A 20,444-nucleotide genomic window follows, 5' to 3' on the forward strand; every position below is an offset into this window, starting at 1 on the left:
GTGCCTTTTACCCTGTGGCGGAACCGATATATGTTGCTGGAAATCCTTACCGAATGCACGCGCGGACTGCCAGATGCCAAACTCATACACGCATTATCACGACGAAAACGTAACAGACCCTCATCTTCGCGCAACAGGTGCAATTTCCGTGCTGCCGCTGGGTGCCCATGAACAGCACGGTCCGCATCTGCCGTTCGAGACAGATACGCTGATTGCCGAGGGTATCGTTGCCCGTCTTGCTGCCGCCCTACCCTCCCATCTGCCGGTCTCTTTCCTGCCGGTGGAACCCGTTGGATATTCCATCGAACACATGGATGTGCCGGGCACGAAGACACTGCGTTACGACGAGGCCGTTGAGCGCTGGCTCGGCATTGCTGAAGCCGAATATGAAAAAGGCGTGCGCAAATTCGTGATGCTGAACGCCCATGGCGGCAATTCACCGCTGATGACCATCGTCGCCACCGAGGCCCGCGCCCGTTTCGGCATGCTGGCGGTCGCCACAAGCTGGACCCGTTTCGGCGTGCCCGCCGATATCGTGAAGCCGGAAGACAAGGCGGTCGACATTCATGGCGGCGATATCGAAACCTCCGTCATGCTGGCGCTCTGCCCGGACCGGGTGAGAGTGGAAAAGGCAGCCGACTTCCCCTCGCGCCAGAGGGATTTTGCCAGCCGCTTCCGGCATCTGCGCGCCTATGGCCCGCACGCCTTCGGCTGGCTGATGAGCGACCTCAACCCCGATGGTGTTGCCGGAAACGCCGCAGCGGCCACGGCCGAAAAGGGTGAGAGGCTCATCTCCCACGCCGTCAAAGGCCTTGTCGAGCTGCTTGAAGATGTCCACGCTTTTGACATAACGTTATTTCATAACAAAATTTGAGCCACTTGGCCGGTTTAGGCCAAAATCTCTTTGAACTGCCCGGACGTCGCGCCTATATGGACGTCGACACTTCTTCCTTCAGGCCTTTACGGGCCTTGTCTCCACGCGGGGTTTTCCATGACCGAAACAGCACCAGCCAAGCCCATTCCAGTCACCGTCCTGACGGGATATCTCGGCGCCGGCAAGACGACGCTTCTCAACCGCATTCTCTCCGAGAACCACGGCAAGAAATACGCTGTCATCGTCAATGAATTCGGCGAGATCGGCATCGACAACGATCTGATCGTCGAGTCCGATGAAGAAATCTACGAAATGAACAATGGCTGCGTGTGCTGCACGGTGCGCGGCGACCTGATCCGCGTCGTGGAAGGCCTGATGCGCCGGCCCGGCCGTTTCGACGGCATCATCGTCGAGACGACAGGTCTTGCCGACCCGGTTCCCGTCGCCCAGACCTTCTTCATGGATGACGACGTGCGCGCCAAGACCGAGCTTGACGCCGTCGTTGCCCTGGTTGACGCCAAGCACCTGCCGCTGCGCCTGAAGGACAGCCGCGAGGCCGAAGACCAGATCGCCTTTGCCGATGTCGTCGTCGTCAACAAGACCGATCTTGTTTCGCCCGAGGAAGTCGCCCGCATCGAGGATATCGTGCGCGCCATCAATCCTTCCGCCCGCATCTACAAGACCACCCGCTCTGGCGTCGATCTCGCCCGGGTTCTCGATCAAGGCGCCTTCAATCTGGAACGCGCGCTGGAAAACGATCCGCATTTCCTCGAACACGGCCATGAGGATCATGTCTGCGGCCCTGATTGCAACCACAATCACGATCACGGGCATCATCATCATGATCATCACGACCATGACCATGATCACGGGCATCATCACCACGATCATGACCATGGCCACGATCACCACCACCATGGTGCGGTTTCGCCGATCCATGATGTGACCGTGCAGTCGGTCTCGCTGCGCGGCGGCGAGATGAACCCCGAGCGGTTCTTCCCGTGGATCCAGAAGGTTACCCAGACGGACGGCCCGAACATCCTGCGCCTGAAAGGCATCATCGCTTTCAAGGGCGATGCGGAGCGTTACGTGGTGCAGGGCGTGCACATGATCATCGAGGGTGATCACCAGCGCCCGTGGAAGGAAGACGAAAAGCGCGAAAGCCGCCTCGTCTTCATCGGCCGCGAACTGGACCGCGAAAAGCTGGAAAAGAGCTTCAACGCCTGCCTCGCGACCGCCTGATCGTTTTGTTTCCGTTACCCCGGCCTCGAGCCGGGGTTTCGTCGCTTCCTTCCTCATCTCTATGCCCGTCACAGAGATCCAGCCCAAGTCCCTGGGCTGAAAGGACTGTCCCCGCCGCGCAGACGCGCGTTGGCTGGATTCCTGTGACAAGCACAGGAATGAGGCTGAGGGGATGTAAAGCGGTTCCGCTTTAGCCGAAAATGCTCTAGAACCATGCCAGCCGGCGGGAATGACGCCCCGCCATCAGACACATAGACGAAAGACCGATGCCCCATGCCGACTGTTGCCCCGCTTGATATCGAAGGCCACGTGGTCTCGACCCATTTTCTCGGCGACATTCCCCTGTTTGCCACCGCCGCCGGCACCATTCACCGGCTGGATGGCGGCGAAAAGGTAACCGAGGCGCATGAGGGGCTTCTGACCTGCATTCGCGATCCCTACAGCGCCACGCTGCTTTCTGGTGGCGAAGACGGGCGTGTGCTGCGTATCGGCCATGACGGCAGCATCAGCGAAATCGCCAACGTACCGCGCAAATGGGTGGGCGTCGTGGCCGGCGGGCCGCAGAAGGCGGTCGCTTACGGTGTCGGCAAGTCCAGCTTCGTGCGGCTGTCAGACGGCACGGTCAAGGAATTCAAGGAAGAGCGCACGGTGGAGGCGATTGCCTTTGCGCCCAAGGGCCTGCGCATCGCAGCCGCACGTTATAACGGCGTGACGCTGCATTGGGTGGCGAGCGCGGGTGATCCGATCGATCTGGAATGGAAGGGCGCGCATACCGGCGTCGCATTCTCGCCCGACGGCAAGTTTCTCGTCACCACCATGCAGGAAAACGCCCTGCACGGCTGGAAGATGGAAGCAACCAAGGGCGGCATGGAAGCCCGCCACATGCGCATGACGGGCTATCCTGCAAAGGTCAAATCCATTTCCTGGTCGGCAAAGGGGAAATGGCTTGCCTCTTCCGGCGCGCCGGCCGCCATCGTCTGGCCATTTGCCGGCAAGGACGGCCCGATGGGCAAGGCACCGGAAGAACTCGGCAGCCGCGCCAACATCATGGTCACCAATGTCGCCTTCCACCCGGTGGAAGACGTGCTTGCCATCGGCTTCATCGACGGCATGATCCTCGGTGTGCGTCTGGCGGATGGCAAGGAAGCCCTGCTGCGCCGCCCCGGCAAGGGCGCCATTACCAGCATGGACTGGAGCGCCACCGGCAAACTGCTCGCCTTCGCCTCGGAAGCGGGCGACTGCGGCATTATCGATATCTCGGCCTAAGGCGGCGACGGGCCAGACAATGTACTGGCCCTATTCTCCTCATCCCTGCGCCTATCACGGGAATGAAGCCGAAAATCCGTCTATTCGCTCACCTGACGCCGCGTCAGGAACAATAACAGCAGGGCAGCGCCGGCGCCCACCGAGGCAAGCCGGATCGACACACCGAAGCTGGAATATTGCGCCACGAACCCCATCAAGGGCACTGCAAACAGTGCGGCAAGGAAGATGGAATTCATATAAAGCGCAGTCGCCCGCGCCGTGCGCCCGCGCGCAAAGCCCTGAATGAAGGTCAGGCTCGTGCCCGCGAAAAGGCCATAATAAGCTCCCTCCATGGCTGCGCCGAATAGCATGGCGGGCAATGTCGTGACCGAGGCGATGATGTTGAAGGCTATAATCGCCGTTACCGCCGCCCCGCTCAACAACAGGCGGGCGCTGACCCGCCGCATGATCCTCGGCGCAAGCAGGATCAGCAGAACCTCCATGGCGCATTTGATGCTGAGCGACAGGCCCGGCGCGTAATCCGGCAACCCAACCTCGCGCACAAGAAACACCGGCAGAGCCGACGCGCACAGGGAATGGGCGAAAGACATGCAGAAACTGGCCGCCGCCGCCATAAGCAGCGGCAGGTTGCGCCCTTCATCGGTCTCGCCGTCCTGTCGCCGTTCCATAGGGCAAGTCTGGCCACGCGGCACTATGGCCAAGGCCAGCCCACCCCAGATGGCTGCCATCAGCATGGCGTTCATGAACACGGCTTTTGCACCGGCGAGATCAACGATCAGATAGGCGGCGGCCGGAAGCAGCATCCATGCCAGCGATACCATCATCCGCAGGAAAGCGTTGTAGGAGGTCGTATCGAGCGCCTGCACCCGGCCGTGATATCGACCATAACTGAAAACGAGCGTACTGGCGGCGTTGGAAAGCCCCATGCCGGTGGCCGTGACCGCCACCAGCAGCGCCAGATGACCGAACGTCGCCGCCGCCGCCGCAACAAAAGCCCCGGCAACGGAAAGAAGCAGCAGGGGCCGTATGCGCACACCAGCATCGACACGTTCGCCATACATACGACTGGCTATAATCGAGGCGACCATTGCCGTAACACTGTAAATGCCAAGTGTCGCAGGCGCGTGGCCGAGCACCTGAATAATGTAAAATCCGATAAACGGCACAACAGCCGCATTGGTGCCGCCGGCAACGAAGACCAGCAGCGCGATCATATAGGCCTGACGATCAAAAGCGCCCGGCGAAGTGCTTTTCTGTAGCATGGGGAATCGACTGGATGCTGGGAGATAGGACAGGATTGCACCATCTCACCAAAACCGACCGCGGTTCAAGCTCGTAAGTCAGGAACCGCACGTTTTTGGTTTCGAACGGAACTATGCCAGCTTTTTCTTTTCGCTCGGCAAGCATAGCTCGGCCCGGCAGAGCATCTCCCGCCGGGCCGGTAAAGATGGATAAAATGATCCATGGTTGCCCATGGTGTTGGCGCTATCAGCGACTCCGTTCTGTCCGAAGAGCGGAAGCCCCCCTGGTCAGAACTTCACGCCGAGACCAACCTTGACGACATGTTCATTGACATCGCCCACAGACGAGATCGCACCCGTTCTATAGGTCGCCTTACCAAAATCATTGTAGCGATATTCGACACGGCCGAACAAATTGTTGGTGAAAGCGTAATCGATACCGGCGCCAACCGTCCAGCCGTGCAGCACCTTGCTGTCCTTGCCGAACGGTGCATCCACTTCGCTGTCGGTCGCGGTGTAGCCGCCGGCGGTATAGATCAGGGCACGATCGATGGCATAACCGGCACGCAGACGTGCAGAGCCGTTCAGGCCTGCGGAAACCTTGCTGGTAACAATGGTTTTGTCGCCCCAGGCATAACCAAGATCACCCTCGACGCCGAGAACGACGGATGGTGCCACCTCGAAATTATAACCGGCAAAACCGGAAAAACGCGCGCCATCGAATTCATGCTTCGTGGTGACGCCAAAAGTGGTCGACTTCACACGGTTCCAGCCGTAGCCAGCCGAAGCACCGGCGTAAAAACCGTCCCAGGAAAAGGAAGGCGCGGCGTCATTGACATACGGTGCAGCCGGAATGTCATTGACCGCATCGGCGGCAACGGCAGCACCCGAAAACACGCCGAGAGTGACGAGTGCCAGAAATGATTGTTTCAACATGCGATAGCTCCTTGAAAAACAACTTCACCCACCACGCTGCGGGGCGCGAACAAATCCGCCACGAAACACAACGTAATTAACAAGGTGAACGCACCTTATGATTGAAGCTCAACAAGGTTAACATCGTGTGAAAATTTAAGAAAAGATAAGTATGAACGATATAAATCCGTTAATATTTCGAGACTTTCCAATATATAAATTAGATAATTGACACATAAATCCGGGCGATCATAGTTAAGCGATAACGACTAAGTCCAATCTACAAAATCCATCATAAGTAGCGTTCAGAATGCAATGTTGTGAAAGTATGATCGAGAAAATCTGAACAAAAAAGGGGGCCACGAGGCCCCCTTTCAGTTGTGCGATGCGCCGTTTGTTGTTGCCGGAAGCGCCATGCGTCATACAGACGCAACTCGGATCGTTCCCGGCTTATGTCCTGCGCGCATCGTTCGTCGAAAATCCCTGTCGATCTTCGGTCTAGTCTTTTAGTGCCGGCGCTTCTTGCCGCCGTCATTCTTGTTGTCGATGACGTCGACAGAGGTCTTGTTGCCGTTCAGGATACCGCTCAGGATACCGGTCTTGTTGCCGTTCAGGATCCCGTTGTTGGACAGGATGCCGTTGAGCCCCAGATCGATGCTTGGCGACACCACAACGAGCGCGCCACCCTTGTTGCTGTTTCCGGAAAGGATACCGCCCAGAAGACCGCCGGCATTGGCCTGACCAACGGAAGCGACAGTAAGAATAGCGGCTACGCAAGCAAATTTAGCAATCATTTCTCTCTCCTCTTATGTTTGATCACGCCATCTGGCGTAACTGAACTGTATATTTAGAGGATTCTAATTCAAGCAAAGGCTAATATTACAATAAACAATTAACACTAATACTTGTGAATTTAATAAGGTTTTATCTATCTTGCGCTGCGCACATCGCGCTGAACCTGATTGCTGCGAGTAATCATTTGCCGCTGCGTCAGTAAAAAATCCCCGGAAACTTTATTAACCATCTAAATATAAGATATTGCTTAATTAGAGACCGGAGATGCGAATGCGACTGGGGGGATGTATCGCGCTTGTTCTTGGGCTTGCCTGTGGCTCCGGCGCACAGGCGGGTGAAAGTGCGGATGAGCACGCTGTCACCTATAAGTCGGGCGTCGCCTATGACACAAATTATTTTGCCGATACCAATCGTCTAAGCGCGATTTCGCTGCGCGCCGGCTTCGGGCTCAACGGCAAGGTCGCGCTGGAAGGGGCGGAATTGCGTTATGCGCTCGAGCATGAAGAGGTCCGTCTCCCCCGGTATGGTTTTGCCAATGAACACAACACCATTGCCTCCTTGGGGTTGACCAGGCGGTTTTCCGAAAAACTGGAATGGGCGATCGAGTTGCGTGGCACGCGCAGCGATGCCGGTGATATCTTCGTGCACCTGCCAGAAGAAGACATCGGTTATCGGCGGCTGGACCACAAGCTGGAGGCCTCTTCCCAGCTCGGCATCCTCGCTTTGGGCGGCAAGAACACGCTGACGGCAGGCCTCGCCAGCCTGATGAAAGGCAAGGCGCGTTTCAGGCCGGCCTATTTCCTGCCCACCCGGCTGGAGGCCAATGAGGCACTTTTATCCTTCAAGGCTGAGCATGAACGACCGCTGGCCGGCGGCGAAGCCGGACTGACACTCGCTTATGACCGCATCATCGTGCCGGAAAGCCAACAGGAAAAATACGAGCGGTTCGAGGCCAATACGCTGCGCGGTTCGCTTGGCTATGGTTACAGGTTCTCCGATCGTTTCGCGGTTCTGGCGGAGGCGGGCCTCACAACCATTTCCGGCGATGAGATCAGCGACAAGGTGAAACGCACCCGCCCCTATCTGCGAACGGAGGCCGAGGTAAAAGCCACTGACCGCATCACCTTCGGCGCCGGTTTTTCGCAGGACTATGCGCTTTTCGACCCTGATGACCCGATTGCCGAATTCCATCGGCGCTGGCAGTTGGTCATGAAGAGCAAGCTCACCGACAAGGTGGGGCTCAACCTTGCCCTGCAACGCGTTCACAAGGACTGGATTTACTACAACTACGACACCAGCGAACGCAGGCTTGTGGCCACATTGTCAATCGATACCGGCAAGAGCAGCAAGCTTGAAGTGGAATTCAACCGCCTTCTGCATGGCGAGCGCGACACCGACTTCTCTTATAGCGGCTCCAGCGTCACCTCACGTTTCACCGGCACCTTCTGAAATATCCCGTCGGTCGGCCCCGGGTCGAAATTCGGTCCCAATTTCTGCTAGACTCTGGCCTTCGAGATTCGAAGGCAGGACAGACCGGATAATGAACAGACGATTTTTGCTTCTCGCGGCTGGCCTTGCCTGTATTCCCGTCGCGGCATCGGCGCATCCACATATCTTCGCCGAAGCGCGCATGGAAATTGTCGAGGGGCCGAACGGCACCGTTCAGGAAGTGCGCAATATCTGGCGTTTTGACGAGATGTTTTCGGCAAGCGTGGTGATGGACTACGACAAGAACAGCGATCTGAAGCTGGACAAGGACGAGCTGGCTGAAATCGGCACAACCGTGCTGGAGTCGCTTGCCGAATATTCCTATTACACCTTCATCACCGCCAACGGAAAACCGGTAGAGTTTGCCAAACCGGACGCCATTCACGTGGATTACAAGGATCAGCAGATCCTGATGTTCTTTTCCGTAAAACCCGCCAAGCCGCTTGCGGTGAAAGGCAAGCTGAGTTTCGGCGCCTGGGATCCGACCATGTATACGGCGATCGATTTTGCCAAGGACGCCGATATTGCCACCGAGGGCAAGGATCTGAATGCCTGCAAGCACCATGTCGTTCGCCCTGATCCCGACGAGGTGATCTCGCAAAACCAGAGTTCGCTTACCGATGCGTTCTTCAATGATCCAACCGGCACCGACATGACGAAACTCTTCGCCACCCGGCTGGAGGTGACATGCTGAGCCGCAGCGGCCGTCTGGCCGGCCCCCTGGCCATTGCGGCCATCGGCCTGCTTGTCGTTGCCGGCGCGGCACATGCGCAATCGCCACTTGGCATCGGTTCGGCCGAACCGTCCTTTTCCGTCGGCGGGCCATTTGCGCCGTTAATGCAATGGATCAATGTGCATCAGCAGATGTTCTACCGGGCGCTGACCGGCGCTTTGAAAGCCATGCGCGAGGATGGCTGGGCGCTTGGCTCGCTGATCGGCCTCTCCTTTGCTTATGGCGTTTTCCATGCCGCCGGGCCCGGCCATGGCAAGGCCGTCATTTCGTCCTACATGATCGCCAATGAAACACAGCTGAGACGCGGCATTCTGATTTCCTTCGTCTCGGCGCTCATTCAGGGCGCAGTCGCCATCGGCCTCGTCGGCGCGGCCTGGCTCGTGCTGCGCGGCACCTCGATCACCATGACCAAGGCGACACAGGCGATGGAGATCGCCAGTTTCGCCATGGTGGCGCTGTTCGGCGCCTGGCTTCTGGTGCGCAAACTCTGGTCGCTGCGCATAAAGCGTGAACCCGTCGCCGTCTTCGCTACGGCAGGCGAAACATCGGCGGGCAGAACGAGCGGCATGGGCACAGGGCTGCGGTTCCAGGGCAAGCCGGTCTTTGCCGATCACGACCATGATGGCACGGGCGACCTCTGCTCGGCCTGCGGCAAATCCCACGCACCCGATCCCATGCTTTTGAAAAGCAAGAATTTCAGCCTGCATGAGGCCTGGTCGGCCATCATTGCGGTCGGGCTGCGGCCCTGCTCGGGTGCCATCATCGTCATGAGCTTCGCGCTTCTGAACGGGCTTTATCTCGGCGGTGTGCTGTCCGTGCTGGCCATGTCGCTCGGCACCGCCATCATGGTGTCCGCTCTCGCCATCATGGCGGTATCGGCCAAAGGGCTTGCGGTGCGTTTCGCCGGCCCCGGCAGCCGCAAGGCAGCCGGCATCAGCCACGCGATCGAAATCGCCGGTGCGCTGTTCGTTTTGATCATGGGGCTGTTATTGCTCGGCGCTTCGCTTCGTCTCTAGGGCGTTTCCAGTAAAAATGCTTCGCGGCTTACGTTCTGGAAATGCCTTAAAACAAAAGAGTTAGAGCACCTGCGTGCTCTAACCGTCGCGGCGGCGCTGGTAACGCGCGCGCAGCCAGAACAGCAGGAAGAAACAGAGCACCGCCACTGTGCCGAATGCAGCCGCAAGCCAGGGCGAATAATCACCCAGCCACAGCATGATTTTCGGCATGACGAAGAATACCAGCCCGAAGCCGATGATGATGAGGGCGGCGGCTATAGCCGGCGACCAATCCTTCTTCTCAGCCATTGGCAAGCTCCGCACGTATATCTTCAAGCTTACGCTTCTGCGCTCCGTCATCTGCAAAATTCTCCGGCGAAAGCCAGATTTCAAAGGCCTTGCCGATCAGCGGCCATTCGCCGTCGATCATGGAAAACCACGCGGTATCGCGGTTCTCACCTTTCGAGATCATATGTTGACGGAAAACGCCCTCGAAGGTGAAACCATAACGTTTCGCGGTGATCTTGGAGGGCTCGTTTTCGTTGTGGCATTTCCACTCATAGCGGCGGTAACCCAGATCCTCGAAAACATGTTTCGCCATCAGGTAATGCGCCTCAGTGGACAAAGGCGAGCGCTTCATCTTGCCGCCATGGGCGACGGAACCGACCTCGACCACGCCATTGGCAGGATCAGGCCGCATATAGCTCGCCATGCCGACCACATCACCGCTGGCATTTTCCACGAAGACCAGCGTCACCCAGTTGAGTTTTTGCCCCGCGCCGATCAGCCAGTCGCCAAAGGCGTCGGCATCGGGAAAAGCGTTTTGCGGGAAATATTTGAGAAGTGCATTCACGCCCTCACCGCCAAGTGCGGCCCAGAGCTTTGTCAGATGGCTGCCACGATCAAACGGCTCCGCCGTCACGTAACGGCCCTTCAACACCACCGGCTTTGGCGCCGGACATCCCTTGAAATCACTCAGATCGCGCATTCTCTTCCCCATTGTCTGGGACAAGGATTAGGGCAAGCGGGATGGGATGACAACCGGGAAGTGGGACATGTCGGCAGTGGTCGCGTTTCCGCTTTGGTGGGTGTGGTTCACCCCCCTTTGCCCTGCCGGGCATCTCCCCTCAGGGGGGAGATCAGCCAGAAGGCAACGCTCACCCACTCGCAACGTTGAAAATAGCCGAAAGGCCGCCTCGGGTCGATCTCCCCCCTTGAGGGGGAGATGCCCGGCAGGGCAGAGGGGGTGAGCCCCAACTTCGACCTAGACCTTCGCCGCCACCACGGTCGCCTCTATGTGATCCACGAGCGCATCCGGCAACCCCAGCCGCCCGGCAAGAAGATCGAGATAACCCCGCTCCGCACGCGTATCGGCCTCGATGGCAAGCCGCGAGGCGGTATAAAGCTCCACTTTCTGCTCTTCGGTGCGAGCGGCAGCCACCAGTGCATCGATGTCCAGCGGATCGGCCAGTTCCTTTTCCAGGAACCGCTCTGCCTCGGTATCGAGGCCGGAGACCTGTACCTTGTCCATGATATTGGCGCGCTCCTTCTCATCGATATGACCGTCTGCCTTGGCGGCAGCGATCATCGCCTGGATGAGTTTCAGGGCAAAATCATTGGAGAGAGCGGGCGATTGCGGATGGAAGGCGGAATCGGCGGGGGGAGCAAGCAGCTCCGGCTCGGGTTTCGGCGCGACTTCGGGCGCCTGACCGGACTTGTAATTCTTGTAGGCGAGATAACCGAGGCCGGCGATGGCGGCGACGCCGCCGATGGTGGCAACATTGCCGGCGAGCTTGCGGCCGGTCTTGGTGCCCAGAATGGCGGCGGCGAGAGCACCAGCCTTGAGGGGATTGTTCTTGGCGATATCGGCGGCCTGCCCGGCTCTGTCACGGACGCTTCCCGAAAGGCCCGGCACCTGCGAGCCGAGGAATTGTTCAAGAAGCTTCTTGGCGTCGAACATCAAAATCTCCTGTAGAGGTCAAAATCTACAGGTGAGATAGGAAGCCGCGGCGCGAATATAAATGACAAACCCGCTCACGCCTTCGTGAACGGGTTTGAAGCAATGTCAATCAGCCGCGCAGTGCTGCTGCTTCAGCGGCGAGCTTGGTGATGCCAGCCCAGTCGCCGGTCGCCACCAGTTCGCGTGGTGCAACCCAGGAGCCGCCGACGCAGACGACGTTCGGCAGAGACAGATAGTCATTGGCATTCTTCAGCGAAACGCTGCCGGTCGGGCAGAACACCGTGCCGGCGAGCGGCGACGACAGCGCCTTGAGGTAAGGCGCACCGCCAGCCTGTTCGGCGGGGAAGAATTTCAGGACCTTGTAACCCTCATCCCGCAGCGCCATGACTTCGCTGGCGGTGGCTGCGCCCGGAAGCAACGGCACGTTGGAGCCGCGCGCCGCCTCCAGCACGCTTTTATTGATGCCGGGGCTGACGATGAAGGTGGAGCCTGCTTCGGCAGCGGCTTCAAAATCCCGGGCGTTGAGAATGGTACCGGCACCGACATTGGCGCCTTCCACTTCCGCCGCAACCGCGCGGATGGCATCCAGTGCCGCCGGTGTGCGCATGGTGATCTCGATTGCCTTCAGGCCGCCTGCGACCAAAGCGCGCGCGAGCGGCACGGCGGAAGCGGCATCATCCACGATCAGCACCGGCACGACCGGCTGAAGTTTGAGGATGGAAAGAAGTTTTTCGGAGTCCTGGGCCACGATGAGCCTCCCTTGCGCGATTGAAACGATTGAAATCCCGTTTACCGATTAGCCTGCCCCGGCTATGATGTCGAGGCATGGCAGGGCCATTTTTTATCCAGATACTTCAATCAATTCGCTTCTTCGCGACGTCATCTTGCGATAATCTGGCGCACCAGTTTGCGGAGACAGCATGGCCAAGGAAATTGAACGGAAGTTTCTTGTTGCAGGCGGTGAATGGCGCGATGAGGTGACGCATAGCATGGCTTTCCGGCAGGCATATGTCGCTTCGCTGGAAAATCGCTCGGTCCGGGTCAGGATCGTCAATGGGCGTGATGCGACACTGACCATCAAGATCGGCGCAAGTGCACTTGTCCGGGACGAATATGAATATTCCATTCCCCTCAAGGACGCAGAAGAGCTGATGGCAAGCGCACCGGGTGTGGTGATAGAAAAGACGCGGCACACCGTTGATCATGGCGGCTTCACCTGGGAAATCGATGTTTTCGAAGGCCAGTATCAGGGGTTGGTCGTCGCCGAAGTCGAAATGAACGATGAGAACGCCAACCCGGACCTGCCCGCTTGGCTCGGGAAAGAAGTGACGGGTGACCGTCGCTTTTCCAACCAGTCGCTCGCCATGGACTGTTCGAGTGGAGACTTGCCGGATGCCCTTCAGGATTGATCCGAAAAAGCCCTTCGGCGACGAGATCCGCCGCGCCGGGCTGGAACTGATCGAGGATGCTATCACCATTCTGCGCGACCAGCCCTCCGGGTCGCACGAGGCGGTGCACGATGCGCGCAAGCGCTTCAAGCGGCTGCGGGCGCTCTACCGCCTGATCCGCAAGGCGGCGCCCGATTTCAGCCGCGAGGAGAATGCCCGTTTCCGCGATATCGCCCGTTCACTGGCCTTCGCGCGGGATGCGACGGCGCTTGTGGAAACGGCGGAATATCTCGAGGCTTTTGCGCTCTCCGATGCGCAGGGTGAGGCGTTGCGATCGATCACGGCAATGCTGCGCGAACGTCGCGACGATGCCCTCAACCACGAGGTGGATCTTGACGACGCCATAGCGGCGGCGATCGCCGGCTGCGAAGCGGGACACGAAAGGCTTGAATCTCTCTCCCTGCCGGATGACCTGAAAAAGACAGTCAGGCTGGTGAGAAGCAGCTGGGCAAAACAACGGGCGAAGGCACGAAAAGCGCTCTCGGATTGTCGCGACCAGGCGGATGTCGAACATTTTCACGAATTGCGCAAAGCGGGGCAGACCCACTGGATGCATCTTGGCCTCATGCGCCGCCTCTGGCCCTCCGCCATGCGCGCCAAGCGTGCCGATACCAAGCGGCTGGTCGATATTCTCGGCCATGAGCATGACCTTTCGGTCCTCGCCGCCGTTGCCGACCGGGAGCCGGACCGTTTCGGCAATGGCGAGCGGCTGGCGCTTCTTCTCGATGCGATCATCGTAAGGCAGCAGGCATTGCGCGCGGAAGGTCTTGAACTGGCGGACGAAGTCTTTTCCGAGTCCCCCCGTACCGAAAGCCGTATCGTTGGTCTTTTGTGGCGGCAGGCGGCGAAATAGGCCGGCGACGGCGATGTTGGGAAAAGGCGTCACACCACATTCGGCGTCATCCTCGGGCTTGTCCCGAGTATCTGCAACCTGTCGGTTTATGCTCCGTGCTTAGATCCTTGGGGCAAACCCAAGCATGACGGAAGCGAGGTCTTATCCTCTCGCCCATGCCGGATTTGAGGCACCAACCGCCTGCCATTCGCCTCTTTCCCCTGGATATTTGACGATTTTCAAAATGCTCGCCGCAGCGGATAAATATTGCTTTGCGGCCGCCGTCGCTGTATTTCAGCGCCCATGACCGACACGACCATTCTCCCCCGCCCGGAAGTCTCTGGTGATTTCCTTGTGGCCGCACTTTACCATTTTGCCCGCCTGCCGCGGTTCGAGAGCCTGCGCGAACAGCTGTTCGAGCTCTGCCAGAAAAACGGCGTCAAGGGCACATTGCTGCTGGCCGCCGAAGGTATCAACGGCACGATTGCCGGGCCGGATGCGGGCATTCACACGGTGCTTGCCTTCCTGCGCGCCCAGCCGGAATTTGCCGCGCTGGAGCACAAGGAAAGCCGCGCTTCGCACATGCCTTTCGTGCGGCTGAAGGTGAAGCTCAAGAAAGAGATCGTCACCATGGGCGTGCCTGACATCGATCCGAACCGCATCGTCGGCACCTATGTCGAGCCACAGGACTGGAATGCGCTGATTTCCGATCCGGACACCATCCTCATCGATACGCGCAACGACTACGAGACCGCCATCGGCCTCTTCAAGGGCGCGGTCGATCCGAAGACCAAGACCTTCCGCGAGTTTCCCGACTGGGTGAAGAACAATCCCGGCCTGCACAACAAGCCGAAGATCGCCATGTATTGCACCGGCGGCATCCGCTGCGAGAAGGCCACCGCCTTCATGAAAGAACAGGGTTTTGATGAGGTCTATCACCTCAAGGGCGGCATCCTGAAATATCTGGAAGAGGTGCCGGAAGAAGAAAGCCTCTGGGAAGGCGCCTGTTTCGTCTTCGACGAGCGCGTTTCGGTGGTGCACGGCCTTGCCGAAGGCAACCACCAGCTTTGCCATGCCTGCCGCAACCCGATAACGCCGGAAGTACGCCTGTCACCCAAATTCGAGGAAGGCGTTTCCTGCCCGAGCTGTTTCGACGACCGCACGGAAGAGGACCGCCAGCGTTTCCGTGATCGCCAGCAGCAGATCGAGCTGGCGAAAAAGCGCGGCGAGCAGCATCTGGGACGGTAAACCATCGGCGACGGACATATGGTCGGTTTATTGATCGACCCCGCGCCATTTCCTGCCCCGGGCGGAGAGAAGATGGCGCGGTAACGTCATATCCAGTCTTACAGCTTCACCCAGCCGCCATTGTTTTTGCCGGATTCGATGCAGGCAGTAACGAAGGCAACGCCCTTTACCCCATCATCAACGGTCGGATAGATCACCGCCTTGTCCAGCGCTGTGCCGGTGCGGCGGGCCTCGATGGCATGGGCTGCCTCGGTATAGATGGTGGCGAAGGCTTCCAGATATCCTTCCGGATGGCCTGACGGAATGCGGGTGACGCGTGCGGCGGCGGCCCCGGCGCCAGCACCACCGCGGGTGATCAGCTGTTTCGGCTCGCCCAGCTTCGTAAACCACAGATAGTTCGGATCGGCCTGCGTCCACTCGATGCCCGCCTTGTCACCATAAACACGGATCTTCAGACCGTTTTCATGGCCGACCGCAACCTGGCTGCACCAGAGCAAACCCTTGGCGGCCTGCTTGCCGTCCTTGGCCTTGAACCGCAGCATTACATGGGCATTGTCATCCAGCCGACGGCCTTCGACGAATGTATGTACATCCGCTGCCAGTTCATCGGCTTCCAGACCGGAAATGAAGCAACCGAGATTATAGGCATGGGTGCCGATATCGCCGGTGGAGCCGCCGACGCCGGATTGGGCCGGATCGGTGCGCCAGACGGCCTGTTTCGCGCCGGTCTGTTCCACCGCTTCCGTCAGCCAGTCCTGGGGATATTCCATCTGCACCAGACGGATTGTGCCGAGTGCACCGGCCTGTACCAGTTCCCGGGCATGCCGCACCATCGGATAACCGGTATAGTTATGGGTGAGGATGAACAGTGCATCCGCCTTGTCGGCCACGTCCTTCAGCTTTTTGGCGTCTTCCAGATTGGAGGTCAGCGGCTTGTCGCAGATGACATGGATGCCGCGCTCGAGAAAGGCTTTCGCGGCCGGATAATGCACATGATTGGGCGTGACGATCGCCACCGCCTCGATACCATCCTCGCGCAGCGCTTCCTTCTCGGCCATTTCCTCGAAGGAGCCATAGCAACGCTCGGGATCGAGCCCCAGCTCGCGGCCGGATGCGAGGGATTTTTCCGGCGTGGAGGACAGGGCCCCCGCCACAAGATCGAAACGATTGTCCAGCCTTGCCGCCATACGATGGACACCGCCGATAAATGCGCCCGAACCGCCACCCACCATACCAAGACGAATCCGCTTGTTCGCCTTGTCGGTTGTCTTTCCTTCAATAGCCATAATAGCTCCCCTGAAATGCTTTCAAAGCCCAAGCATACGGCGGTTGGCCGCATCGTCGGTGCCACCAGATGCGAAATCGTCAAAGGCTTTGTCCGTGACGCGGATGATATGCGCCTTGACGAATTCCGCCCCTTCGCGGGCACCGTCTTCGGGATGTTTCAGCGCGCATTCCCATTCGACCACGGCCCAGCCGTCGAAATCATTGGCCGCCATTTTCGAGAAGACCGCACCGAAATCCACCTGCCCGTCGCCCAGCGAACGGAAGCGACCGGCGCGCTCCACCCAGCCCTGATAACCGCCATAAACGCCCTGCCGGCCGGTCGGGTTGAACTCCGCATCCTTGACGTGGAACATCTTGATACGGTCTTTGTAGATGTCGATATTGTCGAGATAATCGAGGCATTGCAGCACGTAATGCGACGGATCGTAGAGCATGTTGGCGCGACTGTGGTTTTTTACGCGTTCCAGGAACATCTCGAAGGTCACGCCATCATGCAGGTCTTCGCCCGGATGGATTTCGTAGCAGACATCCACGCCCTGCTCATCGGCATAATCAAGGATAGGCGTCCAGCGTTTTGCCAGCTCGTCAAAGGCGGCTTCCACCAGCCCGGCCGGGCGCTGCGGCCACGGATAAACGAACGGCCAGGCAAGCGCACCGGAGAATGTGGCATGTGCCTTGATGCCGAGGTTTTTCGAGGCTTTCAGCGCAAGCTTCACCTGTTCGACGGCCCATTGTTGCCGGGCCTTCGGGTTGCCGCGCACTTCAGGCGCTGCAAAGCCATCGAAGGCCTCGTCATAAGCGGGGTGAACGGCAACCAGCTGGCCCTGCAGATGGGTGGAAAGTTCGGTTACCTCAACACCGTTCTGGCGCGCCACGCCGGCGAACTCATCGCAATAATCCTTCGATTCCGCCGCTTTTTTGAGATCGATCAATTGCCCGGCCCATGTCGGCACCTGCACGCCGGCATAACCCTTTTCCGCCGCCCATTTGGTAATGCCATCCCAGCTATTGAAGGGGGCAGCATCACCGGCAAACTGGCCGAGAAAAAGACCCGGTCCCTTGATCGTTCTCATAAAATAACCTCCCTGTATCGATACAGTTGAGCGGTAAAACCGCTTTGACTCCCAGCGCCAAGCTAACCGCTCGTAATTTTCAGACAAGCCCCAAAAGCGGAGGGGCGAGAGAATTTCGCTATTTCACTAAAAAAGCGAAGTAGGTTTAAAGCGCCAGCCCGCTGGCCCTGTCGAACACATGCACGCGCTCATGATGCACGGTGGCGGCAAAGGGTGCGTTGACCTTCACCAGCTGCTCGCCATCCACCACGGCCGTCACCTGATCACCCGCCAGTTCAAAGACCACATGGGTCTGCGCACCGGTTGGTTCCACCAGTACGGTGCGGCCGGAAAGCGAGATATCACCGCCAATGGTCGAGCCGATATGTTCGGGGCGAAGCCCGATCGTCACCGGCTGGCCGCGCTTGACCTTGCGTGTCGCGGCAATGCGGATCGCGGTGCCGTCCTTCAGCCGGGCGGCGGGCTGGTCGCCCTCGCCATCGACCACACCTTCAATCAGGTTCATGGCCGGTGAGCCGATGAAGGCGGCAACGAAGAGATTAGCGGGCGTCTTGTAAAGTTCCAGCGGCGTGCCCTGCTGTTCGATGCGGCCGTGATTAAGCACCACTACCCGGTCCGCCAGCGTCATGGCCTCGATCTGGTCATGGGTGACGTAGATCGACGTCGTGCCAACTTTCTGATGCAGCGCCTTTATTTCGCTGCGCATCTGCACGCGCAGCTTGGCGTCCAGATTGGAGAGCGGCTCATCAAACAGGAAGACCGCCGGGTTACGCACCACGGCGCGGCCCATGGCGACGCGCTGGCGCTGGCCACCGGAAAGCTGCGAGGGCTTGCGATCCAGAAGCTTGCCGAGATCGAGCATGCGAGCGGCTTCCGCCACGCGTTCCTCTATGACGTTTTTCGGCTGGCCGGCGAGCTTCAGATTGAAGCCCATATTTTCGGCCACCGTCATATGCGGATAAAGCGCGTAGGACTGGAACACCATGGCGATGTTGCGCTCGCGCGGCGTCATGCCGTTGACCACCCTGTCGCCGATGAGGATATCCCCGCCAGTGATTTCCTCCAGCCCGGCGATCATGCGCAGCAGCGTGGACTTGCCGCAACCGGAAGGGCCGACCAGCGCGATGAATTCACCATCCGCTATATCAAGCGAGATGCCGTGGATGACATCGAGCGAGGCATAGGACTTGGTGATATCCTTAAGTTCGACGGAAGCCATGTTTTGCTCCTTTCAGGTCACGATTTGACGGCACCGGCCGTCAGGCCCGCGATGATGTGTTTCTGTGCGAGGAAGAAGACGATGACGGTCGGCAGGATCGTCAGCGTGATGAAGGCGAGCACCAGCTGCCACTCGGTGCCGAATTCGCCACGATAAACCATGATGCCCAGCGGCCAGGGATATTTCGATTCCGAATTCAGCATGATCAGCGGCAGGATATAGCTGTTCCAGCTGCCAACGAAGGAAACGATGCCCACGGTGGCGACGATGGGTCGCGAAAGCGGCAGGGAAATGTGCCAGAAGAAGCGCAGATACCCGCAGCCATCCACGAAGGCGGCCTGAAACAATTCCTCCGGCAGATTGCGGAAATAGTTGCGAAACAGAAGAATGCTCATGCCAAGCCCGAAGGCCACCTGCGGCAGCACCACACCCCAATAGGTGTCGAGCAGGCCGAGATCCCGGATGCGGATGAACAGCGGCAGGATGGCGGTGGCCGCCGGGAACATCAGCCCCAGCAGGAAATAATTGAGCAGGAAGGACGAGCCGAAGAACTTCACATGCGCGAAGGTGAAGGCCGCCATGGCCGAAACGGTGAGCGTCAGGAACACCGTCAACAGCGCGATGACCAGCGAATTGAAAATCTGCAGCCAGTAACGTTTGCCGAAGAGAATATCGCCGTAATTGGCCCATTGCCATTCCGCCGGAATGCCGAACGGGTTGACGCGCAGGTCTCCCAGCGTCTTGAAGCCGCCAAGTGCGGTGGTGAGCAACGGGATGAGCACGATGGCCGCGATCAGGCTCAGCGATATATAAAGATAGAGCTTGGTTTGCAGCGGCATGCGGACGGAGGTGGATGTGTCAGTCATGGCGCATGAAAATCCTTTTGTAACCGAAGGCGAGCGTCACGCAGATGACGAAAAGAACGACGCCGACCGCACTGCCAAGCCCCACCTGCATGCGCATGACGCCGTAGGTGTAGAGGAACGTGACCATGGTCTGCGTGGAGTTGGACGGACCGCCACCGGTGAGCGGCATGATCATGTCGAACAGCTGCAATGAGCCGATAACCGCGAAGAAGACGGACAAGCGAACGGTGGAGCCGAGCATCGGCAAGGTGACATAACGGAACTTCTGCCAGCCGGAAGCGCCATCGATTTCGGCAGCTTCCAGCACGTTCTTGTCGACGGACTGAAGGCCGGCGATGAACAGCATCATGTGGAAACCGAAATATTTCCAGACGATGACGCCGAGCACGGCATAGATCGCCACATCCTTGTCGGCCAGCACGTAAGGGTTGGCAAAGCCGAAGAAATTGGAAATGGCGGCAAACAGGCCATAATCGCCGTCATAAACGAAACGCCAGATCAGACCCGCGGCCACATCCGCCAGCACATAGGGCAGAAAGAACACCAGCCGGAAGGCAACGACGCCCGGAATGCGGTGCGCCAGCATCGTGGCGAGCCAGATGGCCAATGGAATCTGGATCAGAATGGAAATCAGGATGATGAGGCCGTTATTCAGCAGGGCCTGCGAGAAGGCGGCATTGCCGAACAGGACCTGAAAATTCCTTAAGCCGACGAAATCCGTCGGCGTGCCATAGCCGTTCCAGCGATAAAGGCTGTACCACGCCGCCTCGCCCATGGGCAGGATGACGAACAGGGTAAAGAGCAACAATGCCGGCGGCAGAAACACCAGAAGGGTCAGCGCCCGATCATGCGCAACCGAACTTTGCTTGCGCTTCGCCTTTGCCGCACCGCGCGCCGGTATGGACGCAGAAGTCATGGAAATATCCGTCATCTCTATCCGCTTTCTTTTATGCAGATATCGC

21 protein-coding genes are annotated in these 20,444 nt (G+C 58.8%); 9 read left to right on the forward strand and 12 right to left on the reverse strand.

Going from position 1 to position 20,444, the window contains the following annotated elements:
* Positions 1-73: 73 nt before the first annotated feature.
* From PL640_RS23360 to PL640_RS23370, 3 genes are all read left to right on the forward strand, one after another.
* Entirely contained in the window at positions 74-874 is an 801-nt protein-coding gene (locus PL640_RS23360; RefSeq protein WP_271363731.1) for a creatininase family protein, read from the forward strand.
* A 117-nt stretch (positions 875-991) separates the two neighbouring features.
* Positions 992-2,116, forward strand: a complete 1,125-nt coding sequence (locus PL640_RS23365; RefSeq protein WP_271363732.1) for a CobW family GTP-binding protein — start codon at positions 992-994, stop codon at positions 2,114-2,116.
* 273 nt (positions 2,117-2,389) lie between these two features.
* Entirely contained in the window at positions 2,390-3,382 is a 993-nt protein-coding gene (locus PL640_RS23370) for a WD40 repeat domain-containing protein (RefSeq protein WP_271363733.1), read from the forward strand.
* Between the two features lie 80 nt (positions 3,383-3,462).
* Here the strand turns inward: PL640_RS23370 and PL640_RS23375 are convergent, their stop codons facing one another.
* From PL640_RS23375 to PL640_RS23385, 3 genes are all read right to left on the reverse strand, one after another.
* Positions 3,463-4,644, reverse strand: a complete 1,182-nt coding sequence (locus tag PL640_RS23375) for an MFS transporter (protein ID WP_271363734.1) — start codon at positions 4,642-4,644, stop codon at positions 3,463-3,465.
* Between the two features lie 267 nt (positions 4,645-4,911).
* Positions 4,912-5,559 (reverse strand): outer membrane protein, encoded by a 648-nt coding sequence (locus PL640_RS23380; RefSeq protein WP_142841811.1) that lies wholly within the window; start codon positions 5,557-5,559, stop codon positions 4,912-4,914.
* A 485-nt stretch (positions 5,560-6,044) separates the two neighbouring features.
* Positions 6,045-6,332 carry a hypothetical protein gene (locus PL640_RS23385; RefSeq protein WP_142841810.1) on the reverse strand — a complete coding sequence of 96 codons (288 nt, stop codon included), beginning with the start codon at positions 6,330-6,332 and terminating at the stop codon, positions 6,045-6,047.
* Between the two features lie 271 nt (positions 6,333-6,603).
* Here PL640_RS23385 and PL640_RS23390 point away from each other — a divergent pair, with 271 nt between their 5' ends.
* The 3 genes from PL640_RS23390 to PL640_RS23400 all read left to right on the forward strand — a co-directional run bounded on the left by PL640_RS23390 (position 6,604) and on the right by PL640_RS23400 (position 9,570).
* Positions 6,604-7,782, forward strand: coding sequence for a hypothetical protein (locus tag PL640_RS23390; protein ID WP_271363735.1), 1,179 nt, complete (start codon positions 6,604-6,606; stop codon positions 7,780-7,782).
* Between the two features lie 91 nt (positions 7,783-7,873).
* Entirely contained in the window at positions 7,874-8,515 is a 642-nt protein-coding gene (locus PL640_RS23395) for a DUF1007 family protein (RefSeq protein WP_046802053.1), read from the forward strand.
* On the forward strand, positions 8,509-9,570 hold the full coding sequence (locus tag PL640_RS23400) for a nickel/cobalt transporter (RefSeq protein WP_271363736.1): 1,062 nt from the start codon (positions 8,509-8,511) through the stop codon (positions 9,568-9,570). Before PL640_RS23395 ends, PL640_RS23400 begins: the two co-directional genes overlap by 7 nt.
* A gap of 78 nt (positions 9,571-9,648) precedes the next feature.
* On the opposite strand, the gene PL640_RS23405 is transcribed toward PL640_RS23400, so the two are convergent.
* The 4 genes from PL640_RS23405 to PL640_RS23420 all read right to left on the reverse strand — a co-directional run bounded on the left by PL640_RS23405 (position 9,649) and on the right by PL640_RS23420 (position 12,257).
* Positions 9,649-9,858 carry a hypothetical protein gene (locus tag PL640_RS23405; RefSeq protein ID WP_142841807.1) on the reverse strand — a complete coding sequence of 70 codons (210 nt, stop codon included), beginning with the start codon at positions 9,856-9,858 and terminating at the stop codon, positions 9,649-9,651.
* Positions 9,851-10,537 carry a GNAT family N-acetyltransferase gene (locus PL640_RS23410; protein ID WP_271363737.1) on the reverse strand — a complete coding sequence of 229 codons (687 nt, stop codon included), beginning with the start codon at positions 10,535-10,537 and terminating at the stop codon, positions 9,851-9,853. The genes PL640_RS23405 and PL640_RS23410 overlap by 8 nt, the downstream gene beginning before the upstream one ends.
* 276 nt (positions 10,538-10,813) lie before the next feature.
* On the reverse strand, positions 10,814-11,509 hold the full coding sequence (locus PL640_RS23415; protein ID WP_046802057.1) for a tellurite resistance TerB family protein: 696 nt from the start codon (positions 11,507-11,509) through the stop codon (positions 10,814-10,816).
* Positions 11,510-11,618: 109 nt separating this feature from the next.
* Complete coding sequence (locus PL640_RS23420) at positions 11,619-12,257, reverse strand: 2-dehydro-3-deoxy-phosphogluconate aldolase (protein ID WP_052820675.1); 639 nt, start codon at positions 12,255-12,257, stop codon at positions 11,619-11,621.
* Positions 12,258-12,429: 172 nt separating this feature from the next.
* Between PL640_RS23420 and PL640_RS23425 the strand changes: the two genes are divergently transcribed.
* From PL640_RS23425 to trhO, 3 genes are all read left to right on the forward strand, one after another.
* Entirely contained in the window at positions 12,430-12,918 is a 489-nt protein-coding gene (locus PL640_RS23425) for a CYTH domain-containing protein (RefSeq protein WP_142841805.1), read from the forward strand.
* Positions 12,902-13,810, forward strand: coding sequence for a CHAD domain-containing protein (locus tag PL640_RS23430; RefSeq protein WP_271363738.1), 909 nt, complete (start codon positions 12,902-12,904; stop codon positions 13,808-13,810). The genes PL640_RS23425 and PL640_RS23430 overlap by 17 nt, the downstream gene beginning before the upstream one ends.
* 282 nt (positions 13,811-14,092) lie before the next feature.
* Complete coding sequence (gene trhO / locus PL640_RS23435; RefSeq protein WP_271363739.1) at positions 14,093-15,037, forward strand: oxygen-dependent tRNA uridine(34) hydroxylase TrhO; 945 nt, start codon at positions 14,093-14,095, stop codon at positions 15,035-15,037.
* A gap of 98 nt (positions 15,038-15,135) precedes the next feature.
* Here trhO and PL640_RS23440 read toward each other — a convergent pair whose 3' ends face one another.
* The 5 genes from PL640_RS23440 to PL640_RS23460 form a co-directional block, all read right to left on the reverse strand.
* Positions 15,136-16,323: a Gfo/Idh/MocA family protein gene (locus tag PL640_RS23440; RefSeq protein ID WP_271363740.1), complete on the reverse strand. Its 1,188-nt coding sequence runs from the start codon at positions 16,321-16,323 to the stop codon at positions 15,136-15,138.
* 21 nt (positions 16,324-16,344) lie between these two features.
* Positions 16,345-17,397: a sugar phosphate isomerase/epimerase family protein gene (locus PL640_RS23445; RefSeq protein ID WP_142841801.1), complete on the reverse strand. Its 1,053-nt coding sequence runs from the start codon at positions 17,395-17,397 to the stop codon at positions 16,345-16,347.
* A gap of 145 nt (positions 17,398-17,542) precedes the next feature.
* On the reverse strand, positions 17,543-18,616 hold the full coding sequence (locus PL640_RS23450; protein WP_174031052.1) for an ABC transporter ATP-binding protein: 1,074 nt from the start codon (positions 18,614-18,616) through the stop codon (positions 17,543-17,545).
* 17 nt (positions 18,617-18,633) lie between these two features.
* Entirely contained in the window at positions 18,634-19,482 is an 849-nt protein-coding gene (locus PL640_RS23455) for a carbohydrate ABC transporter permease (protein ID WP_035220775.1), read from the reverse strand.
* Positions 19,475-20,413 carry a carbohydrate ABC transporter permease gene (locus PL640_RS23460; protein WP_065117675.1) on the reverse strand — a complete coding sequence of 313 codons (939 nt, stop codon included), beginning with the start codon at positions 20,411-20,413 and terminating at the stop codon, positions 19,475-19,477. The genes PL640_RS23455 and PL640_RS23460 overlap by 8 nt, the downstream gene beginning before the upstream one ends.
* Between the last annotated feature and the right edge of the window lie 31 nt (positions 20,414-20,444).

The sequence above is a fragment of the Agrobacterium sp. ST15.16.024 genome (genome assembly GCF_027956545.1).
Lineage (GTDB): Bacteria > Pseudomonadota > Alphaproteobacteria > Rhizobiales > Rhizobiaceae > Agrobacterium > Agrobacterium cucumeris.